Source organism: Streptococcus symci (assembly GCF_006385165.1).
GTDB classification, from domain to species: domain Bacteria; phylum Bacillota; class Bacilli; order Lactobacillales; family Streptococcaceae; genus Streptococcus; species Streptococcus symci.
Genome location: NZ_VFJA01000003.1, coordinates 222,310 through 244,414, shown reverse-complemented (window position 1 = coordinate 244,414; position 22,105 = coordinate 222,310). Strand labels below are relative to the sequence as shown.

General features: G+C 39.4%; 18 protein-coding genes. 17 read left to right on the top strand and 1 reads right to left on the bottom strand.

Features of this window, described 5'->3' with window-relative positions; all coding sequences use genetic code 11:
- Positions 1-89: 89 nt before the first annotated feature.
- The 8 genes from FJN11_RS07825 (at position 90) to alaS (ending at position 11,344) form a co-directional block, all read left to right on the top strand.
- Complete coding sequence (locus FJN11_RS07825) at positions 90-242, top strand: helix-turn-helix domain-containing protein (RefSeq protein WP_080978383.1); 153 nt, start codon at positions 90-92, stop codon at positions 240-242.
- On the top strand, positions 243-2,420 hold the full coding sequence (locus FJN11_RS07820) for a type I restriction-modification system subunit M (RefSeq protein WP_140224269.1): 2,178 nt from the start codon (positions 243-245) through the stop codon (positions 2,418-2,420).
- Positions 2,413-3,765: a restriction endonuclease subunit S gene (locus tag FJN11_RS07815; protein WP_049552457.1), complete on the top strand. Its 1,353-nt coding sequence runs from the start codon at positions 2,413-2,415 to the stop codon at positions 3,763-3,765. Before FJN11_RS07820 ends, FJN11_RS07815 begins: the two co-directional genes overlap by 8 nt.
- A gap of 12 nt (positions 3,766-3,777) precedes the next feature.
- A complete protein-coding gene (locus tag FJN11_RS07810) occupies positions 3,778-6,684 on the top strand; it encodes a type I restriction endonuclease subunit R (RefSeq protein ID WP_140224268.1) in 2,907 nt (968 codons plus the stop codon).
- A gap of 48 nt (positions 6,685-6,732) precedes the next feature.
- Positions 6,733-7,299, top strand: a complete 567-nt coding sequence (locus FJN11_RS07805) for a hypothetical protein (RefSeq protein WP_049552455.1) — start codon at positions 6,733-6,735, stop codon at positions 7,297-7,299.
- A gap of 394 nt (positions 7,300-7,693) precedes the next feature.
- Entirely contained in the window at positions 7,694-7,945 is a 252-nt protein-coding gene (locus tag FJN11_RS10855) for a hypothetical protein (protein ID WP_004259830.1), read from the top strand.
- Positions 7,946-8,218: 273 nt separating this feature from the next.
- Positions 8,219-8,704: an LURP-one-related/scramblase family protein gene (locus tag FJN11_RS07795; RefSeq protein ID WP_140224267.1), complete on the top strand. Its 486-nt coding sequence runs from the start codon at positions 8,219-8,221 to the stop codon at positions 8,702-8,704.
- 21 nt (positions 8,705-8,725) lie between these two features.
- Positions 8,726-11,344, top strand: a complete 2,619-nt coding sequence (alaS, locus tag FJN11_RS07790) for an alanine--tRNA ligase (RefSeq protein ID WP_140224266.1) — start codon at positions 8,726-8,728, stop codon at positions 11,342-11,344.
- Between the two features lie 89 nt (positions 11,345-11,433).
- Here alaS and FJN11_RS07785 read toward each other — a convergent pair whose 3' ends face one another.
- Complete coding sequence (locus tag FJN11_RS07785; protein ID WP_140224265.1) at positions 11,434-12,888, bottom strand: alpha-amylase; 1,455 nt, start codon at positions 12,886-12,888, stop codon at positions 11,434-11,436.
- A gap of 177 nt (positions 12,889-13,065) precedes the next feature.
- On the opposite strand from FJN11_RS07785, the gene FJN11_RS07780 reads away from it, so the two are divergent.
- The 9 genes from FJN11_RS07780 (at position 13,066) to FJN11_RS07740 (ending at position 22,034) form a co-directional block, all read left to right on the top strand.
- Positions 13,066-13,815: an ABC transporter ATP-binding protein gene (locus FJN11_RS07780; protein ID WP_000569200.1), complete on the top strand. Its 750-nt coding sequence runs from the start codon at positions 13,066-13,068 to the stop codon at positions 13,813-13,815.
- Positions 13,796-15,430 carry a hypothetical protein gene (locus FJN11_RS07775; RefSeq protein ID WP_140224264.1) on the top strand — a complete coding sequence of 545 codons (1,635 nt, stop codon included), beginning with the start codon at positions 13,796-13,798 and terminating at the stop codon, positions 15,428-15,430. Before FJN11_RS07780 ends, FJN11_RS07775 begins: the two co-directional genes overlap by 20 nt.
- A gap of 198 nt (positions 15,431-15,628) precedes the next feature.
- Positions 15,629-16,792, top strand: a complete 1,164-nt coding sequence (locus FJN11_RS07770) for a class I SAM-dependent rRNA methyltransferase (RefSeq protein ID WP_181146398.1) — start codon at positions 15,629-15,631, stop codon at positions 16,790-16,792.
- Entirely contained in the window at positions 16,789-17,466 is a 678-nt protein-coding gene (aroD, locus tag FJN11_RS07765; protein ID WP_042900899.1) for a type I 3-dehydroquinate dehydratase, read from the top strand. The genes FJN11_RS07770 and aroD overlap by 4 nt, the downstream gene beginning before the upstream one ends.
- On the top strand, positions 17,456-18,310 hold the full coding sequence (locus FJN11_RS07760) for a shikimate dehydrogenase (protein ID WP_140224263.1): 855 nt from the start codon (positions 17,456-17,458) through the stop codon (positions 18,308-18,310). The genes aroD and FJN11_RS07760 overlap by 11 nt, the downstream gene beginning before the upstream one ends.
- 18 nt (positions 18,311-18,328) lie before the next feature.
- Positions 18,329-19,396 (top strand): 3-dehydroquinate synthase, encoded by a 1,068-nt coding sequence (aroB, locus tag FJN11_RS07755; RefSeq protein WP_140224262.1) that lies wholly within the window; start codon positions 18,329-18,331, stop codon positions 19,394-19,396.
- Between the two features lie 9 nt (positions 19,397-19,405).
- A complete protein-coding gene (gene aroC / locus FJN11_RS07750; protein ID WP_125431105.1) occupies positions 19,406-20,572 on the top strand; it encodes a chorismate synthase in 1,167 nt (388 codons plus the stop codon).
- A gap of 9 nt (positions 20,573-20,581) precedes the next feature.
- Positions 20,582-21,685, top strand: a complete 1,104-nt coding sequence (locus tag FJN11_RS07745; protein ID WP_140224261.1) for a prephenate dehydrogenase — start codon at positions 20,582-20,584, stop codon at positions 21,683-21,685.
- Positions 21,686-21,695: 10 nt separating this feature from the next.
- Complete coding sequence (locus FJN11_RS07740) at positions 21,696-22,034, top strand: YlbF/YmcA family competence regulator (protein ID WP_000065978.1); 339 nt, start codon at positions 21,696-21,698, stop codon at positions 22,032-22,034.
- The last annotated feature ends 71 nt before the right edge of the window (positions 22,035-22,105 follow it).

Sequence of the window (22,105 nt, the reverse complement as noted above, 5' to 3'; positions counted from 1 at the left end):
TATATATAACCTAATAAAAAAATGTAAAAAATATAGACTGAAACCTACTGAAAATCCAGTAGGCTTTTTGCGTTTCTTGGAGGTATCTAATGGCTAAAACTAGAATCTCACCAACAACTATTTCAAAAATGGTAAAAGGGGAAGCTGTTTCTCCAGTAGTTATTGGAAAAATTTGTAGGGAACTAGACAGTGATATTGGAGATATCATTACGATTGAAAAATTTAATTTGGAGGATAATTAAATGGATAGTTCATATAATGCATTGGAGTACAATAAACTTGTTAGTTTCATCTGGTCTGTTGCAGATGATTGTTTGCGAGATGTCTACGTTCGAGGGAAATACCGTGATGTTATTCTTCCCATGACTGTTATTCGCCGTTTTGATACTATTATCGAAAAAGAAAAAGCGAATATTATGAAAGTTAAAGAGACAGCAGAACAAGAAGGGTGGGATGTTGAAAAAACATTGGCAACAGCTGTGAACTTGCCATTCTACAATACATCACAATTTCAGCTGAAAGATTTAAAACACGAAACAAACCGTCAAAATCTTAAGAAAAATTTTGAGGAATATTTGAATGGGTTCTCAGAAAACGTAAAGGAAATCTTACAAAAGTTTGACTTCAATAATCAGCTAACTAAGATGACAGAAGCAGGCATCCTAGGTTCTGTCATTGAAAAATTTACATCATCAGAGTTAAATCTTAGTCCTTATGATGAGTTGAATTCGCAAGGTGAAGTGATAAAAAAAGGGTTAGATAACCATGCTATGGGAACACTTTTTGAAGAGTTGATTCGTAAGTTTAATGAGGAAAATAACGAAGAAGCTGGGGAGCACTTTACTCCTCGTGATGTTATTGAATTGATGGCTGACATCGCTGTTGTACCGATTCTTGATAAGTTGAAAGATGGGACATATTCTATCTATGATGGAGCCTGTGGAACACTTGGAATGGCTACAGTAGCAGAGGAAAAACTTCAGACTTTTGCTCAAGAAACAGGCAAGTCTCTATCGATTCACATGTTCGGACAAGAGGTCAATCCAGAAACTTATGCCATCTCTAAAGCCGACTTGCTGATCAAGGGTGGGGACACCAATGCAAATAAAGTTTTCTATGGCTCAACCCTATCTTACGACCAAACTTCGGGTGAGCATTTTGACTTTATGCTATCCAATCCACCTTATGGGAAGAACTGGAAAACAGATCTCACTATCTTGGGTGGAGGAACAGACGATAAATCTAAAAAAAGTGTGATGGATTCACGTTTTGTCAAATCTTACAAAGAACAAGCAGACTTCCGTATGCTTCCAGATGTCAGTGATGGACAGTTGCTATTCTTATTGAATAATATCGCTAAGATGAAAGAGACAGCGTTAGGATCTCGCATTCTCGAAGTACATAACGGTTCAGCCCTTTTTACAGGTGATGCAGGCAGTGGGGCGAGTAATGCTCGTCGCTATATGATTGAAGAAGATCTTATCGAAGCTATTATTCAGTTACCAGAGAACATATTCTATAACACACCAATTACAACGCATATCTGGATTCTCAGCAATCGTAAAGAAGAAAAGCGTAAAGGAAAAATCCAATTAATCGATGCCAGCAGTATTAAGACTTCCTTACGGAAGAACCTTGGTAAGAAAAACTGTGAACTCTCAGAAGAGAATCGTCAGTTCATTCTTGATGAATACCTCAATTTTCAAGAAAGCGAGTATTCAAAAATATTCAATAACGAAGACTTCGGTTACTACAAGGTGACAGTGGAACGCCCACTTAGACAAGCTGTTCTTTTCAATCAAACTAACCTTCAACAATTAGAAGCGACATTAACAGCCGTCGGTGCCTTAGAAGGAAACCTTGATAAATCTAAATTATCCAATAGTGGACTTAAAGACACGAAAGCTGCTCTTTTAGAACTCAAAAAAACTGAGAACATCAAAGCCTACTTGGCTGTATTACAATCTTTTGGGCAAGAGGAACTCTACCTTGACTTTTCAACATTTGTGAAGAACTTTAATAAGGCTCTTAAAGCCTATAATATCAAAGGTGCAAACTTTGCAAAAGCATTATCAATAGGGATGTTAGATAATATCATTGTTAAAGATGAAAATGCGGAGTTGCAAACAGATAGTAAAGGGAATGTTATCATTGATACAAATTTAACTGATACAGAAAACATACCGATGACTTATAAAGGGGGTATCGATGCCTTTATCGCCCAAGAAGTACTACCTTATCATCCAGATGCTTTTGTCAATAAAGAAAAGACACAAATTGGTTATGAGATAAACTTCACCAAGTACTTCTACAAGCCAAAACAATTAGAAAGCGTCGAAACCATTGTTGCTCGAATCAAAGAGTTAGAAAAACAATCAGATGGCATGATGGCAAGCGTTTTGGAGGGGTTATATGAATAGGTACGAACGGTATAAGAAAGTTGACCTACCTTGGCTGGAGAAAGTTCCTGAACATTGGGATTATGGTTCCTTAAAACGTATTTCCAATTACAAAACAGGAAATAGTATAAAAGATGATGAAAAAAGGAAATATTCATCAAACGAAAATTCAAGAAAATTTATTACAACTGCGGATATTAATGCAATAAATATGAGTATTGTCCATAGCTCTAATATTTTTGTCCCTTATAACGATACACGATTTAAAGTCAGTGCTCCTGGTTCTACTCTTGTGTGTATTGAAGGTGGAAGTGGTGGAAGAAAAGTAGCTTTCTCAACTGAAGAAGTAACATTTGGAAATAAATTATGTTCAATAAAAACTTATGAACAGTGTGATAAATTTATTTATTACGTCATACGTTCAGAATCTTTTAATACTTTTTATTCTATGTTTACTAATGGAGATCGTAATGGAGTTTCGTTGAATAATATTGGTAAATATGTACTTCCTATACCATCTTTTGATGAACAGAAGAAAATTGTAGAATACCTAGATTGGAAAATTAATGAGATTGATCAATTGATTGCTTTGGAAACGGAAAAAATAGAAAGGTTATTAGAATGGGAAAAAGTAAAGATAGAAGAAATAATATTTAATAATTCTAATGACAGTAGCCTCTCAGATTGGTATGACAATATTCCTCGAAATTCGATAGAGATAAAAATTAAAAATATTTTTAAACTAAGAGATGAGAGAAATCATTTAACAGAAAATGAAGTCGAACTACTTTCTTTGTACTCTAAGATCGGAGTTATAAGAAATAAGGATGTAAAGAAGACTGCAGGGAATAAAAACACAACTGTAGAAAATTATAAAAACGTTTGCGAACAGGATATTGTTGTAAATATTATGTTGTGTTGGATGGGAGCGATTGGAGTGTCTAGATATAATGGAGTCACAAGTCCAGCTTATGATGTGTATAAACCAGATTTAACAAAAGTTGTCCCAGAATACTATCATTATCTTTTTAGAACTAATAAATTTAAGTCAGAATTGTATAAGAACGGCAAAGGGATTGTATTAATGAAATGGCGTGTATATTCTGAAAAATTTTGTAATATTGTAGTTCCATTACCAGAAATTGAAGAACAAAGAAGGGTATTAAATCTAATAAAAAAGATTGGTATCGCTGTTGAAGATTGTAATGAGACAATATATCAAGTAATTTCAAATCTGGAATCTCTTAAAACCTCCCTTATATCAGAGGTAGTGACCGGTAAGATAGACGTCCGTAACGTTGTTATTCCATCTTATGAAAAAGTGGACATTGATGTCTCAACAGATGAGGAAGAAATAAAAGAATAGGAGGTACTTTTTATGGGAATACGGGATACAAAAATGGAAGAAGAGTTAGAAACCAATATCATTGAATATCTTGTGGAGAAGAACGGGTATATCTATATTGATAATAATGAGATGAAAGGTGCTTATAATCGGCAGTATGCTTTTGATGAAGTGAGGCTGTTAGAATTTATTCAGAAATCACAACCAAGTGAGTATGAGATTTTATCTCTTGATACACCAGTAGGTAAGGATAAGTTTCTCAAGCAACTCGATTTTAAAATTCGTAAGGAAGGAATTGTATCTATCCTTAAAAATGGAATTAAGTGTTACCCTTCATCAGGGACGATTATCTTTTATCATGCGTTAGACCCTAAGAGACTAAGCTCATATGAAGAGTTTAAAACTAATATTTTTGCCGTTACTAACCAACTGACTTATTCTGACAGGAATCGAGGGTTGGAGTTGGATTTAGCGATTATGATCAATGGTTTGCCGATTATGACAATGGAGCTTAAGAGTCGTGCCTCTAGCTCAGGGTGGACATATAAAGACGCTGAAGAACAATACAAGAATGACCGTGATGCTAAGGAAACATTATTTACCTTTAAACGATGTATGGCTCATTTTGCAGTTGATGAGAATTTCATCAGCTTTACGACTAGGATAGATGGCAAAAATACTCGTTTCATGCCTTTTAATAAGGGAACAGAAACTGGAGGCTCTGGGAATCCTATCAATCTATCAGGGACTATGACAGACTATCTTTGGAAAGAGTTCTTGAAGAAAGAGACATTGACCAGTCTGATTCGTGATTTCGCTTATATTTCAGTGGATAAAGTTAAACATACTGAGGCATTGATTTTTCCACGTTATCATCAGTATCGGGCAGTAACTCGTTTGGTAGAGGATGTAAAAGAGCATGGTGTTGGGAACCGTTATTTGATTCAACATAGTGCTGGCAGTGGAAAGAGTAATTCCATCACATGGCTTGCTTATCGTCTTGTAGAAGTGAGCTACAATGATAAGAAGGCTTTTGATTCTGTGATTGTTGTGACAGACCGATTGAATTTGGATAAGCAAATTGAAGCGAATATTCGTAAGTTTATTGATGAGAAGAGTATTGTTGGTCATGCTAATTCATCGACAGATTTGAAAAACTTATTGACAGATGGTAAAAAAATCATTATTACTACTGTACAAAAGTTTCCTTATCTCCTAGAGAAGATTGGAACAGACTTACAAGGAAGAAACTTTGCGATTATCATTGATGAAGCTCATTCTTCTCAAAGTGGTAAAGCTGCTGCTTCTCTCAATATGGCAGTCTCAGGAGGCCGTTCGACAGATGATAAAGATATGGAGGATCATTTGAATGAACTCATTGAAGCAAGAAAAATGCCTGAGAATGCTAGCTTCTTTGCCTTTACAGCAACTCCAAAAGCTAAAACAATTGAAATGTTTGGCAGTGTCTTTGACCTCTACTCTATGAAACAAGCGATTGAAGAAGGTTTTATCTTAGATGTTTTAAAGAACTATACGCATTATGAAAACTATTATAAGGTCTATAAAACTATAGAAAGCAATCCTGATTTTGATAAAAAGAAATCTCAATATAAAATCAGAAACTATGTTGAGGGGCAAGAGTTTCCAATTCGAGAAAAAGCGGAAGTAATGGTTAATCATTTTTTGACTTCGGTCGCTTCAAAAATAAATGGAAAAGCAAAAGCGATGATTATAACGCAGAGTATTCTTCGTGCTATTGAGTACTATAATATTATTAGCGATATATTGAAACGTTCAAACACTGGTTTTGAGGCAGTAATTGCTTTTTCAGGAGAAAAAGAGTACAAAGGTAAGGTCGTTACAGAAACAAGCCTGAATGGATTTTCAGATAAAGAAACACCAGAACGATTCAAAGAAGATAAGTATAAATTCTTGATTGTTGCGGATAAATATCAAACAGGATATGATGAGCCACTTCTTCATACTATGTATGTTGACAAGGTGTTAAATGATGTAAAGGCTGTTCAAACATTATCTCGTCTGAATAGAAGTGCTAAATATAAAATTGACACATGTGTGATCGACTTTGCAAACAAACCAGAACATATTCAAGAAGCCTTCCAACCTTATTATCGTGAAACAAAATTGGAAGAAGAAACAGATCCAAACAAACTTAATAATCTGTTAGGTATACTTGATGGAATGTATGTTTATGAAGAGGATGAAGTAGATACAGTAGTGGAACTTTTCTTAGAAAATAGTTCAAGAAGTAAGATTGATCATATCATTGATAGTGTTGTTGAACGATATGTTGCATTAACTGAGGAAGAGCAAGTAGCGTTCAAGAGTGGAGTTAAATCGTTCATTAGAACCTACAATTTTATAGCTTCTATTCTTTCTATTGGTCAAGTGGAATGGGAAAAGAAAGTTATTTTTTTTGAGCAGTTAATTCATCGGCTGCCAACACCTAAAGGTAAGGATTTTTCACAGGGGATCTTGGATTCTATTGACTTGGAAAGCTACCGTCTGGAAAAGAAAACAACGATGGCGATCATTTTAGAGGATGAAGATGGAACTGTTGAAGGATTAGGTATCGGTACAGGAAGAAAAGGACGATTAGAACTAGATTCACTTGAAAATATCATTACGACTTTTAATGATGTCTATGGTAATATCAAATGGAAAGATAAGGACAATGTCGCTCGTCAAATTAAAGAATTACCAGATATGGTTATGAAAAATGAAAAGTTTAGAAATGCTTTAAAAAATTCAGATTTAGAAAATATTAAACGGGAGTATGAAACAGCATTAAGTGATGTCTTTCGAATAATCATGTGGGATAATATGCAATTATTTGGGGAATGGACAAATAATTCTGATTTCAGTGAATGGCTGAGTGGTATTATTTTTGATGAGATAATGAAGAAACAGAAAAGATAAGATGTATTGACAATATAGAAAACGATACAGGATAAGGATGGAGAAAAAATGAAACAAAAAGATTTTCAAACAATAATCAATAAAAATTTTAATAATATTCCAGATTCTCTCATTAATTTCAGTGATGTTAATGAATGTGAATTTTTAGCGGATAAATTATCATTTATGGGATATGGTCAAAATGCTGAAGGATATTTTAAACATGGAAATGTACCTAATCCATCACAAAAATTTCATCTCGCAGAAGCGTATTTTGAATATAAATTTAGCAAGATGAAAGACAAGGAGTGCTTTAAAGACTGCGAATTAGGTAGAATTCGATGTCCTCAGTTGATGTTGTGGATTGCAGAGATTGTACAAATACCAGAATCGGTTTTAAAAGATGCTTATAATTATATAGTTAAAGCTGAAGATGAATTATTTCATAAAAAAGGGATAAAGAAAGGCTTACTTGGAGCTGATAAGTATTGGGACACAATGAGACAAAATTCAAATATTACCCTTAGTGAATTTAAAACAAAACTTAAATACACAGAAATATGTAAAATCATTAAATCAGCAAATAATTGGGAAGAAATTATTTCAAATTGTCAAAAATTGGATTTCAAAAATTAGACTATATTTACCTTATTAAATAATATAGTGAGAAACGGTAATTATTATTTAAAAGTGGCTAATGAATTATAGAATATATATTTTCCCTCTCCAATCAAATATAGTACAATTCTTAAGTATAGAATTTCTCGAATTTCTTTTATAGAGGGATTTTGAAATGAAGTAAAACCCTTATTTATCAAACTAGGTCTTAAGAAAGATCGTAAAGATAGCCAGTTCTCAAAACGTTAAGAACCAGATACAATACAGCATTTATAACACTTCATGGTTCATACCGTGGGGTGTTTTTAAAATAGAAGGCAATTTTCGTAACGGTATCTTTTTCTATGATAGTTGCTTATTTTCTTTCCCAGTAGTATACTAAGTTTAACCTTACAGAAAGCGGTAATAAATAATGAAAATATCTACTTTTTTCAAAAAATTTTATTGGCCAACCTTTTTGATTGTTGACGAAACAATTATACTATTCCATTTAAAGGATGGTTTGGATCGACAATACCTAACAACTGATTCCATACATTTGGTGATAGGGTTCTTTATATTTGCAAATATTTTCGTAGCTATCTTTAACAATTCAAAACTTTGGGATAAAAGTTGGGATAAAAAGAGTGATAGCAGTAAGAAAAAATATATTCTGAAAAAGTAATCTGAGATGTAGGGAATGGGTTATTTAAATAGGAATCATTTCCAGTTGACGCAAGATTAAAAAAACGATATAATAAGAAAGTTGAGAATTGATTTTCAGTTGTCTTAGTCCAGAGAAGTGGCGGTGCTGCGAGCCATCTAAGCTAGGAATTCATGCTACTCAATCATACAATTGCATAAGAACAAGAGAATGACAAGTTCATTGAATGAAGGTGGTACCGCGGTTTTTCGCCCTTCGTGATATGAACTTGTCTTTTGATTTTTGGAGGTGTTGATGAAAACATTTCTTGTCAAACAAAAGTTTCGTCTTGGAGGCGAACGCTTCGCTATCAAGGATGACAGGGGAGAAATCGCCTATCAGGTAGAGGGATCATTTTTTAAGATTCCCAAAACTTTTACCATCTATGATGTTAATGGTGAACAAGTCAGTCAGATCAGTAAAGAAATCTTGACCTTGCTTCCTCGTTTTGAGATTCAGCTTCGGGATGGCTCAAGTTTTGTCATTCGTAAGAAGTTGACCTTCTGGCGAGATAAGTATGAGTTTGATAATCTAGGTCTTCGTATCGAGGGCAATATCTGGGATTTGAATTTCAAATTGCTGGATGATCGCGATCAGCTGATTGCGGAAATCAGGAAAGAACTCTTTCATCTGACCTCTACCTATACCGTAACGGTTCTTGAGGACGCTTATGCAGACCTAGTTATTTCCCTCTGTGTCGCGATTGACTATGTGGAAATGCTGGAAAGCCAATCACATTAAACAAGTAAATAAGGAGACAATATGAAACAACTATCTAGTGCACAAGTACGCCAAATGTGGCTTGATTTCTGGGCGACCAAAGGTCACTCAGTAGAACCATCAGTGAGCTTGGTTCCTGTAAATGACCCAACTCTTTTGTGGATCAACTCTGGGGTAGCAACCCTTAAGAAATACTTTGACGGGACCATTATCCCTGAAAATCCGCGTATTACCAATGCGCAAAAGGCTATCCGTACCAACGATATTGAAAACGTAGGGAAGACTGCACGTCACCATACTATGTTTGAAATGTTGGGGAACTTTTCTATCGGGGATTACTTCCGTGACGAAGCTATCACTTGGGCTTATGAGCTTTTGACAAGCCCAGAATGGTTTGATTTCCCAGCGGAAAAACTTTACATGACTTACTATCCAGACGATAAAGATTCATACAACCGCTGGATTGAAGTAGGAGTGGATCCAAGCCACTTGATTCCAATCGAGGACAACTTCTGGGAAATCGGTGCTGGACCTTCTGGACCTGATACAGAAATCTTCTTTGACCGTGGAGAAGCTTTTGACCCAGAAAATATTGGTATTCGTCTTCTTGCAGAAGATATTGAGAACGACCGCTATATCGAAATCTGGAACATCGTTTTGTCACAATTTAACGCAGACCCTGCTGTTCCTCGTAGTGAGTACAAGGAATTGCCACACAAGAACATTGATACGGGCGCTGGTTTGGAGCGTTTGGTGGCAGTTATCCAAGGAGCTAAGACAAACTTTGAAACAGACCTCTTCATGCCAATCATTCGTGAAGTGGAGAAATTGTCTGGTAAGGTCTACGACCAAGATGGCGACAACATGAGCTTCAAGGTTATCGCTGACCATATCCGTTCTCTTTCATTTGCCATCGGTGATGGTGCCCTTCCAGGAAATGAAGGTCGTGGTTATGTCCTTCGTCGTCTTCTCCGTCGTGCTTCTATGCATGGTCAAAAATTGGGGATCAACGAGCCTTTCCTTTACAAACTCGTTCCAACTGTTGGAAAAATCATGGAAAGCTACTACCCAGAAGTGCTTGAGAAACGTGACTTTATTGAGAAAATCGTTAAGAGCGAAGAAGAATCATTTGCCCGTACCCTTCACTCAGGTCAACACTTTGCCCAAGGCATCGTAGCAGACTTGAAAGAAAAAGGTCAATCTGTCATTGCTGGTTCAGATGTCTTCAAACTTTATGACACTTATGGATTCCCAGTTGAATTAACAGAAGAAATCGCTGAAGAAGCTGGTATGACTGTGGACCGTGAAGGTTTTGAAGCAGCCATGAAAGAACAGCAAGAACGTGCGCGTGCGTCAGCTGTCAAGGGTGGCTCAATGGGTATGCAAAATGAAACCCTTCAAAACATCACTGTAGAAAGTGTCTTCAACTATAATGCTAGCCAATTGTCTTCTAAATTGGTGGCTATCGTGGCTGACAATGTAGAAGTAGAAGCTGTATCAGAAGGAACTGCCTCTCTTATCTTTGCGGAAACGCCATTCTACGCTGAAATGGGTGGACAGGTAGCTGACCATGGACAAATCTTGGATGAGTCAGGTAAGGTTGTAGCTACTGTGACAAATGTTCAAAAAGCACCAAACGGACAAGCTCTTCATACAGTTGAAGTCCTTGCACCGCTTGCCTTGAACCAAGAATATACCTTGGCAATTGATAGCAATCGTCGTCACCGTGTCATGAAAAACCACACTGCGACTCACCTGCTTCACGCTGCCCTTCACAATATCCTTGGAAACCACGCAACACAAGCAGGATCACTTAACGAAGTCGAATTCCTTCGCTTTGACTTTACGCATTTCCAAGCAGTAACTGCTGAAGAATTGCGTGCGATTGAACAGCAAGTTAACGAAAAAATCTGGGAAGCCATTGCTGTAGAAACTGTTGAAACGGATATTGACACTGCCAAAGAAATGGGTGCTATGGCCCTTTTTGGTGAGAAATACGGCAAGGAAGTCCGTGTTGTCACTATCGGTGACTACTCTATCGAGCTTTGTGGTGGTACCCACGTTGGCAACACTTCTGAGATTGGTCTCTTCAAGATTGTCAAAGAAGAAGGTATCGGATCAGGAACTCGTCGTATCTTGGCAGTGACTGGTAAGGAAGCCTTTGAAGCTTACCGTGAACAAGAAGATGCTCTTAAAGCAGTCGCAGCAACCTTGAAAGCACCTCAAGTCAAGGAAGTACCTCACAAGGTAGAAGGACTTCAAGAACAACTTCGTCAATTGCAAAAAGAAAATGCTGAGTTGAAAGAAAAAGCCGCAGCTGCAGCCGCAGGAGACATCTTCAAGGACGTTAAAGAAGTCAATGGTCACCGTTACATTGCTAGTCAAGTTTCTGTATCAGATGCAGGTGCCCTTCGTACCTTTGCGGACAACTGGAAACAAAAAGACTACTCTGATCTTCTTGTCCTAGTTGCTGCTATCGGTGACAAAGTCAATGTCCTTGTAGCAAGTAAGATAAAAGACCTTCATGCAGGAAACCTTGTCAAAGAATTAGCACCAATCGTCGATGGACGTGGTGGTGGTAAACCAGATATGGCCATGGCAGGAGGAAGCAACCAAGCTAAAATCCAAGAATTGTTGGATGCAGTAGCAGGTAAATTGTAATCAAGTAAAGATCTATCCATTTGGGTAGGTCTTTTTGTGAATGCAAAAAAGCCAAATCCGATTGGACCTGGCTTGAATATTATGAACTATTAGATTGTATTGGCTGCCCAGACACTTACGGATCTAGCTGAGACAGGGAATTGTCCATAACCTTCCTCATCGATTGTAACTTGACCTTGGTGGTTTTCAAGTAAATCTACAAAGGTTTGGTTAGCCCATTCTTGGCCGACAAACATTGATTTGCTGTTTTCTTGGTCATTTGAAATCAAGACTGCGATTGGGGATTGATTTTCAGCACCTGAGCGTACCCAACCAATACAGTTAGGATCATCAAAGTAGTCATTTTGTTCTCCATAAGCCAAATCTTTTCGGATAGCTAGGAGGCGGTCAAGGACTTCTTTGAAATCTTGTTGAGCATACTGTCCTGAAATCCCATTGTAGTCACCGTAAAAGACGCATGGAAGGCCATCTTGGCGTAATAGAATGAGGGCATAGGCTGCTGGTTTGAACCATTCTTCAACAGTAGACTCAAGAGCCTGACCACGTTGGGTATCGTGGTTGTCGACAAAAGTCACAGCCTTGTCAGGTTTGAGTTCAACCAAGCTATCTGTGAAAATACCACGAAGGTCATAGTTTGCGCCAGCTTGACTGGCTTCAAAGAGATTCTGGTGGAGACGAACATCGACAAGGTCAAAGCGTTCTTCCGTTTTTTCAAGATAGTCTAGATTGGCTTCCTTGTCAGGATTCCAAAATTCACCAAAAACATAGAAATCCTCACCGTATTTTTCCTTCATATCACGAATAAAATTGCGCATGAAGAAAGAGTCAATGTGTTTAACGGCATCCAAGCGGAAACCAGCTACACCAGTCGTTTCCATGAACCAGTCAGCCCAGTCATAGATATTTTGGATGACTTCAGGATGTTTAAAGTCTAGGTCGGCATACATGAGGTAGTCATAGTTACCGTTTTCATTATCGACCAATTCCTCATTTGCCCAACCCTTGTTGTCTCCTTGGATGAGATAAATGCCAGACTTGCGGCGTTTGGCATCATAGTCTGTACCGGTGAAGTGGTACCAGTGCCAGTGGAAGTCATTGTAGGTATCTTGGCGACCATCGAAGGTAAAGCTAGTCCAGCCATTGATGGTGAAGGGTTCCCCAAGTTCAACTGTACGGTCAACCGGATCCACTTCGATAACTTGAAAGGCTTCCATGTGATCAGCAGCAGCCTTGTGATTGAGCACCACATCGGCCATAGGTTGAATTCCCTGTGCTTTTAGGGCTTGAATGGCTTGAAGATAGTCTTCTTTAAAACCATACTTGGTGCGGACAGTTCCTTTTTGGTTAAACTCTCCTAGGTCAAATAGGTCATAGACCCCATAACCTACATCTTTTTCATTGGTTGCCTTAAAAGCTGGTGGCATCCAGACATGGCTGATACCGAGATCAGCTAGGTGTTGAGCATCTTCAGCCAGATGCGTCCAGTGCTGACCGTCGTGGGGCAGATACCATTCAAAGTACTGCATGAGTGTTTGATTTTGCATGATGTTTCCTCTTACTTGTCAATCTTGTTCTTTATTCTATCATAAAGTATCGGTTAGCTCAAACGTTTGCGTAAAACTGAATAATAAGTTTTTGACTATTTTATATAAAATGTTGATTTTTAAAATGAAAGCGCTATAATTATAGTGAATTACATAGATAAAGAGAGGAGATTTCTTATGATTGAATTTCAAAATGTTAGTAAGTTGTATGGTGATAAAGAGGCTTTGAGCAATCTCAATCTGCAGATTGAAAATGGAGAGATTATGGGCTTGATTGGCCATAATGGGGCTGGAAAATCGACCACCATAAAGTCTCTAGTCAGTATCATTTCACCAAGTAGTGGTCGTATTTTGGTAGACGGTCAGGAGTTATCGGAAAATCGCTTGGCTATCAAACGAAAGATTGGCTACGTAGCAGACTCGCCTGACTTATTTTTACGCTTAACAGCTAATGAATTTTGGGAATTGATCGCCTCATCCTATGATCTGACTAGCTCTGACTTGGAGGCTAGTCTAGCTAGGCTATTGAGTGTTTTTGATTTTGCTGAAAATCGCTATCAGGTTATTGAAACTCTTTCTCACGGAATGCGTCAGAAAGTCTTTGTCATCGGAGCACTATTGTCTGATCCTGATATTTGGGTCTTGGACGAACCCTTGACTGGTTTAGATCCTCAGGCTGCCTTTGATTTGAAGAAAATGATGAAGGAACATGCACAAAAAGGGAAGACGGTCTTGTTTTCAACTCATGTCCTAGAGGTAGCTGAGCAAGTCTGTGATCGGATTGCCATTTTGAAAAAGGGACATTTGATTTATTGTGGTAGCGTAGAGGACTTGAGAAAAGACAACCCAGACCAGTCTTTGGAAAGTATCTACCTTAGCCTTGCTGGTAGAAAAGAGGAGGTTTCAGATGCGTCTCAAGGTCATTAAAAAATTAGTGGATATCAATATCCTCTATTCATCTCAAGAAGCTAATCTGGCTAACCTACGAAAGAAGCAAGCTAAAAATCCTGGGAAAAAAGTAAATGTTTCCGCTAGAGTCCTAAGTTCTTACATTTTTTCTAGTCTCTTGGTGCTCATCGCTTTTACTAATATAGCCATTCATTTTCCTTTTGAGGAAAACCCCATTTATTTTAGTGGAATGATTTCTTTTTTACTGCTGCTTGTCTTTTCAACTTCTTTAACAGCTTTTTACAATGTCTTTTATGAGAGTAAGGACTTGGCATCGTATAGGCCCTATGCTTTTAAAGAATCAGAGATTATAATTGCCAAAGGTCTGTCTGTCCTCTTGCCAGCTCTAGCTGGAATTATACCAATCCTAGCTTATTTTCTAGTCCTCTACATTAGGCTAGCTCCTTCTCTGTGGCTGGGTTTTCCTTTGATGCTGCTGTCCTTGGCCTTATTATTTGTCTCTTTGGCTTTAGTGATGATAGTGGCAGTGCATTTCTTGGCTCAAACTGCGCTTTTTAGAAAGTATCAGTCTATTTTTGCGAATGTGATGATTGGGATAGGGGTTCTCATACCTTTATTATTTGTCTTCTTTGTCCAGTCCACTTCTAGAGGTATAGGTAATCAGACTAAAGAAATTCCACTTCTTCTTTATCCTATTCATCTCTTTTACAAAATAGCAGTGGAGCCTTTTTCGACAGAAGCCATCCTGGGTCTGCTCGCTTGGATAATTCTAACTGTTTTCTTGCTTTACCTGACCAAAAAGAAGGTTTTTCCTCATTTTTATGACGTGATTCTGCTTAACAGTGAGGAGAAGGTCAAGAAAGAACGTCGCAGCAAGGAGAGGATTTCAACTACTAAAAAGGGATTTTTCCGCATGGTTTTGCGCTACAACCTCTCTCTCTTGGGACAGGGGACTGGCGTGATTACTGTGCTTTTTACAAGTGCTTTTCTTCCTTATCTCATGATGATTGGTCTGATTTCTAACCTCCGAGATTATCAGATAGTTCCAGATATTCATCCTCCATACTGGTTACCCTTGTTTTTTGTAGGAATGTTTATAGCAGTTGTCAATAACAATATCACCAGCCTGCCTGCAATTGCCTTGTCCTTAGAGAGGGAAAATGTTGATTTTCTGAAGAGTTTACCCTTTGACTTCGCTCGTTATGTGAAAGTGAAATTTTGGATTATATTTGCTGTCCAGTCCTTTTTACCAGTTCTGATTTTACTTGGTCTTTCTCTATATCTAGGCTTGCCCATGCTTTCGATGATTTACCTTCTTGTAGTCTGGACCCTTGCCAGTGTCATCCTTTCTTGCCACCACTACTTTAAGGATGTGAAAAATCTGTCAACCAATTGGAGTAGCATTACGGACTTGGTGAACCGTTCAAATCGTATAGTAGCAATAGTTTTACTCTTAATTTATAGTGTTATATTAATGATTTTAGTCATTATAAGCTTGTTCTTGGTTCAGTCTCTCTCCCCTGTCCTTGCAATCAGCTTGGGAGTAGGAGCTCTTATCCTTCTACTTGCTCTTGCTATTTTTGGTTATCGTTACTACCTATCACGCATATTGGCAGAAATAGAAAAAAGATGAGATAGTTGGTCGCTTGATTGATAAATTTTATAAAAAGAAATGCTCCTCCAAGACGGAAGAGCATCTTTTATTGTTATTCTCACACAATTACTTCCTAAGTTTTTATTAGTATTAGTATACCATTTTTAAAAGAAGAGTAAAAAAGCAAGGGTAGTTTCTTTTTTGAGAATTGTCACAAAATTTGCTATAATAGTGACTATGAATAGAATAAGAGTCAGCAAAAGGGTTGAAAAGAAGCTCGCTAAAGGACTAGTTTTACTAGAAGCTAGCGACCTTGAGAATGTCAATCTTAAGGATCAGGAAGTAGAAGTTCATAGTCAAGATGGAAACTTTCTAGGGACTGCCTATCTTTCTCAGCAAAACAAGGGCTTGGGCTGGTTTGTCAGCAAAGACAAGGTGACCTTCAATCAAGCTTTCTTTGAAACGCTGTTTAGACAAGCTAAAGAAGAGAGAACAGCCTACTATCAAGATGAATTGACAACAGCCTTTCGTCTCTTCAACCAAGAGGGAGATGGCTTTGGCGGTCTGACAGTGGACCTTTATGGCGACTATGCTGTCTTTTCTTGGTATAACTCTTATGTTTATCAGATTCGTCAGACCATCTCAGAAGCCTTTAGACAGGTTTTTCCTGAGGTCTTAGGAACCTATGAGAAGATCCGCTTTAAGGGTTTGGACTATGAATCTGCCCATGTTTATGGTCAAGAAGCACCTGACTTCTTCACTGTTTTGGAAAATGGTGTCCTCTATCAAGTCTTTATGAATGATGGCTTGATGACAGGGATTTTCCTAGATCAGCATGAAGTTCGTGGTAGTCTAGTTGATGGGTTGGCTATGGGTAAATCCTTGCTCAATATGTTTTCCTACACAGCAGCCTTTTCAGTGGCTGCGGCCATGGGAGGAGCAAGCCAGACTACTTCGGTTGACCTAGCTAAACGTTCACGAGAATTGTCTCAAGCGCATTTTCAGGCTAATGGAATCAGCACAGACGACCATCGTTTTATAGTTATGGATGTTTTTGAGTATTTCAAGTATGCCAAGCGAAAAGGCTTGACCTATGATGTAATTGTCCTAGATCCGCCTAGCTTTGCTCGGAACAAAAAACAAACGTTCTCTGTGGCCAAGGATTATCACAAGTTGATATTCCAGAGTCTTGAGATTTTAAATCCGGGCGGTATTATTATTGCCAGTACCAATGCTGCCAATGTATCCCGCCAGAAATTTACAGAACAAATTGATAAAGGCTTTGCAGGAAGAAGTTACCAGATTTTAAATAAATACGGTCTTCCAGCAGATTTCGCCTATAATAAAAAAGATGAAAGTAGTAATTACCTCAAGGTGATTAGTATGAAGGTTAGTAAATGAAATTAATCGTTTCAGTAATGCCAAGAAGTTTAGAGGAGGCACAGGCACTTGATGCCACGAGGTATCTGGATGCCGACATCATTGAATGGCGAGCCGATTATCTGCCTAAAGAAGCGATTTTGCAGGTAGCTCCAGCTATTTTTGAAAAATTTGCAGGTCGTGAGTTGGTTTTCACTCTGCGAACTCGCGCTGAAGGGGGAGAAATTGACCTTTCTCCGGAAGAATATATCCATCTAATCAAGGAAGTGGCGCAACTCTATCAACCAGACTATATTGATTTTGAGTACTACAGCTACAAGGATGTCTTTGAGGAAATGCTGGACTTCCCAAATCTCGTTTTGAGTTACCACAATTTCCAAGAAACACCTGAAAATATGATGGAAATCTTGTCAGAGTTGACGAGCTTAAATCCAAAACTTGTTAAGGTTGCGGTGATGGCTCACACGGAGCAGGATGTGCTAGACTTAATGAACTATACACGAGGCTTTAAAACCCTCAATCCTGAGCAGGAATATGTGACCATTTCTATGGGCAAGGTGGGCAAGGTCTCTCGTATAACTGCAGATGTGACTGGTTCTAGCTGGTCCTTTGCTAGTCTAGATGAGGCCAGTGCCCCAGGTCAGATTTCCTTAGCTAACATGAAAAAAATTCGGGAGATTTTGGATGAAGCTTGATGGCTATACACGTTTAGCTGCCGTTGTTGCCAATCCTATTAAGCATTCTATTTCCCCCTTTATCCACAATAGTGCCTTTGAGGCGACAGCTACCAATGGTGCTTACGTGGCTTGGGAGATTGAAGCGGGTGATTTGGCAGAAACAGTGGTCAATATTCGTCGCTACCAGATGTTTGGCATCAACCTGTCCATGCCCTATAAGGAGCAGGTGATTCCTTATTTGGATGAGCTGAGTGACGAATCGCGCTTGATTGGTGCGGTTAATACGGTTGTCAATGAAAATGGCAATTTAATTGGATATAATACAGATGGCAAGGGATTTTTTAAGAGCTTGCCTTCTTTTACAATTTCAGGTAAGAAGATGACCCTGCTGGGTGCAGGTGGTGCGGCCAAGTCAATTATGGCACAAGCTATTTTGGATGGCGTTAGCCAGATTTCAGTTTTTGTTCGTTCAGTTTCTATGGAAAAAACAAGACCTTACCTAGACAAGTTACAGGAACAGACAGGCTTTAAAGTGGACTTGTATGCTTTAGAAGATGTTCCTGAACTGCAAGCAAGGATTGCTGAGTCGGATTTACTGGTCAATGCGACAAGTGTAGGGATGGATGGTCAATCATCTCCAGTTCCTGAAAACATTGTCCTATCAGAAACTCTCCTAGTAGCAGATATTATTTACCAACCCTTTGAAACCCCATTTTTGAAGTGGGCTAGGATGCAGGGAAATCAAGCAGTCAATGGTCTGGGAATGTTGCTCTATCAAGCTGCAGAAGCTTTTCAACTGTGGACAGGAAAGGAAATGCCTACGGAAGAGATTTGGCAGTCCTTAACAGAAAAATACCAATAAAGAAAAGGAGACTCTCCTATGAAAATCAGAATCGATATTCCTCATCATCCTTATGATATTCAGATTGAAAAAGGCTGTCTGGCTCAGGCTGGTCAATGGTTGCGAGAACTCTGGCAACCACAAAAGGTAGTCATTGTGACAGACAACCATGTAGCCTCTCTTTATGCTGAGAAGGTCAAGCTCAGCCTAGAAGATGCTGGTTTTCAGGTAGCTGTTTTTGACTTTTTAGAAGGCGAAGAACGGAAAAATCTGACAACTGTTCAGAAAGTCTATGAATTTTTAGTTAAGCAGGGTTTGACTCGTAGCGATGGAATCGTGGCTCTCGGAGGTGGTGTCGTTGGGGACCTGGCTGGTTTTGTAGCCTCTACCTATATGCGGGGCATTCACTTTGTTCAGATTCCGACTAGTTTAACTGCCCAGGTGGATTCGTCTATTGGCGGAAAGACAGGTGTTAATACTTCATTTGCTAAAAATATGGTGGGGACCTTTACCCAACCAGATGGGGTTCTGATTGACCCGCTTGTCCTTGAAACGCTCGGAAAAAGAGAGTTGATTGAAGGAATGGGTGAGGTTATCAAATATGGCTTGATTGAAGATCCAGCACTTTGGGCTCTCTTGATGGAGCTAGATGGTACTTTAGAGAGCATTTTGGAGCATGCGGAGACCTTGATTGAACATTCTTGTCAGGTTAAGCGCAAGATGGTGGTTGAGGATGAGTTGGACAATGGTGTTCGCCTTTACCTCAATTTTGGCCATACTATTGGTCATGCCATTGAAGCAACTGCCGGTTATGGAAAAGTCATGCATGGTGAAGCTGTGGCCATGGGAATGGTACAGATTTCCAAGGTGGCTGAGGAAAAGGGCCTCATGCCAGCTGGTATAACCCAATCTATCACAGAGATGTGCCAGAAGTTTGGTTTGCCTGTTGACTATGAAAACTGGGATGTAGATAAGCTTTATCAGGCTTTGACTCATGATAAGAAGGCGCGTGGCAATACCTTGAAATTGGTCTTGGTGCCAGAGCTCGGTTCAGCGACTATTCACTCAGTTTCTCTGGAAGAGATGAAAGACTACTTGGTAAAATAAGGAGAGTGTATGAGATATTTAACTGCAGGAGAATCACACGGCCCCCGTCTAACGGCTATCATTGAGGGAATTCCAGCTGGACTTCCTTTGACAGCTGAGGATATCAATGGGGACCTTAAACGCCGTCAGGGTGGATACGGCCGCGGTGGCCGTATGAAGATTGAGAGCGACCAAGTTATCTTTACTTCGGGTGTTCGCCATGGGAAGACGACAGGGGCTCCTATTACAATGGATGTCATCAATAAGGACCACCAAAAATGGCTGGATATTATGTCTGCGGAAGACATTGAAGAGCGACTTAAAAGCAAACGAAAAATCACCCATCCTCGACCAGGTCATGCCGACTTGGTTGGGGGCATCAAGTACCGTTTTGATGATTTGCGTAATTCCTTGGAGCGTTCATCAGCTCGTGAAACCACCATGCGGGTGGCAGTGGGAGCTGTAGCCAAGCGCCTCTTGGCTGAGCTGGATATGGAGATTGCCAACCATGTCGTTGTCTTTGGTGGCAAGGAAATAGATGTTCCTGAGAATCTGACAGTCGCTGAAATTAAGGAAAGAGCTGCCCAGTCTGAAGTTTCTATTGTCAACCAAGAAAGAGAACAGGAAATCAAGGACTACATTGACCAAATCAAACGTGACGGTGATACCATCGGTGGGGTTGTGGAGACAGTCGTTGGAGGTGTTCCAGTTGGTCTTGGTTCCTATGTCCAATGGGACAGAAAATTGGATGCAAGATTGGCCCAAGCTGTTGTCTCTATCAATGCCTTTAAAGGGGTGGAATTTGGTCTTGGCTTTGAAGCTGGCTATCGTAAAGGCAGCCAAGTCATGGATGAAATTCTCTGGTCTAAAGAAGACGGTTATACTCGCCGTACCAATAATCTAGGTGGTTTCGAAGGTGGTATGACCAATGGGCAACCCATTGTTGTTCGTGGAGTCATGAAACCCATTCCTACTCTTTATAAACCACTCATGAGTGTAGATATCGAGACCCACGAACCTTACAAGGCAACTGTGGAGAGAAGTGATCCGACCGCTCTTCCAGCTGCCGGTGTGGTCATGGAAGCTGTTGTGGCTACGGTTCTGGTGCAAGAAATCCTTGAAAAATTCTCATCAGATAATCTTGAGGAACTAAAAGAAGCGGTAGCCCAACACCGAGACTATACAAAGAACTATTAAGGAGTTCCTATGGCAAAAACAGTCTATATCGCAGGCCTTGGTTTGATTGGTGCCTCCATGGCACTCGGTATCAAACGAGATCATCCGGATTATGAAATTTTAGGTTATAATCGCAGTCAAGCTTCGAGAGATATCGCCTTGAAAGAAGGCATGATTGACCGTGCAACAGATGATTTTGCCAGTTTTGCTCCCTTGGCAGATATCATCGTCCTCAGCTTGCCAATCAAACAAACCATTGCTTTCATTAAGGAGTTGGCCAACTTGGACTTGAAAGAAGGGGTCATTATTTCAGATGCTGGTTCAACCAAGTCAGCCATTGTGGATACGGCGGAGCAGTATTTGGCTGGCAAGTCTGTTCGCTTTGTCGGGGCCCATCCCATGGCTGGTAGCCACAAGACAGGGGCTGCTTCGGCAGATGTCAATCTTTTTGAAAATGCTTATTATATCTTCACGCCTTCGAGTCTGACAAGTCCTGACACGCTTGAGGAAATGAAGGATCTGCTTTCAGGTCTGCATGCTCGCTTTATTGAGATTGATGCCAAGGAGCATGACCGAGTCACTTCTCAGATTAGCCATTTTCCTCATATTCTGGCTTCCAGTCTCATGGAACAGACTGCGGTTTATGCTCAAGAACATGAGATGGCAAGGCGCTTTGCGGCAGGTGGTTTTCGAGATATGACCCGAATTGCGGAAAGCGAGCCAGGTATGTGGACCTCCATTCTCTTGTCCAATCGCGAGACAATCCTAGAGCGGATTGAGGATTTTAAGGAACGTTTGGATGAGGTTGGCCGGGCCATCAGCAAGGGAGATGAGGAGCAAATCTGGAACTTTTTCAACCAAGCGCGTGAGCAACGTCAGGCCATGAAAATCCATAAGCGTGGTGGAGTGGATAGTTCTTACGATCTCTATGTTGACGTTCCCGATGAAGAAGATGTCATCCTGAGGATTTTGGAATTGCTACGAGGAACTTCCTTGGTCAATATTCACATCAATGAGGAAAACCGTGAAGATATTCACGGGATCCTACAAATTTCATTTAAAAATGCTCAAGACTTGGAAAGAGCTGAGCATCTCATAACAGAAAATACCGACTACACAGTCGTTATCAAATAAGGAGAAAATCATGTCAAATATTTACGATAGTGCAAACGAACTCAGTCGCGGTCTACGCGAATTGCCAGAATACAAGGCTGTTAAAGCAGCTAAAGATGCTATTTCAGCAGATGCTGAGGCAAGTAAAATCTTCACAGAATATGTTGCCTTCCAAGAGGAAATTCAAAAATTAGCACAGACAGGTCAAATGCCAGACGCTTCCTTCCAAGCGAAAATGGAAGGCTTTGGCAAGCAGATTCAGGGGAACAGCCTCTTGTCAGAATTCTTTACCAAGCAACAACAATTGGCAATTTACCTTTCTGACATTGAAAAAATTGTTTTCGAACCAGTTTCAGAATTGCTAAAATAAGAAAATAACTATCATAAAGTCAGAAATTTTTAAGGAATTTCTGGCTTTTTATGATAAAATAAGTAAAAGTA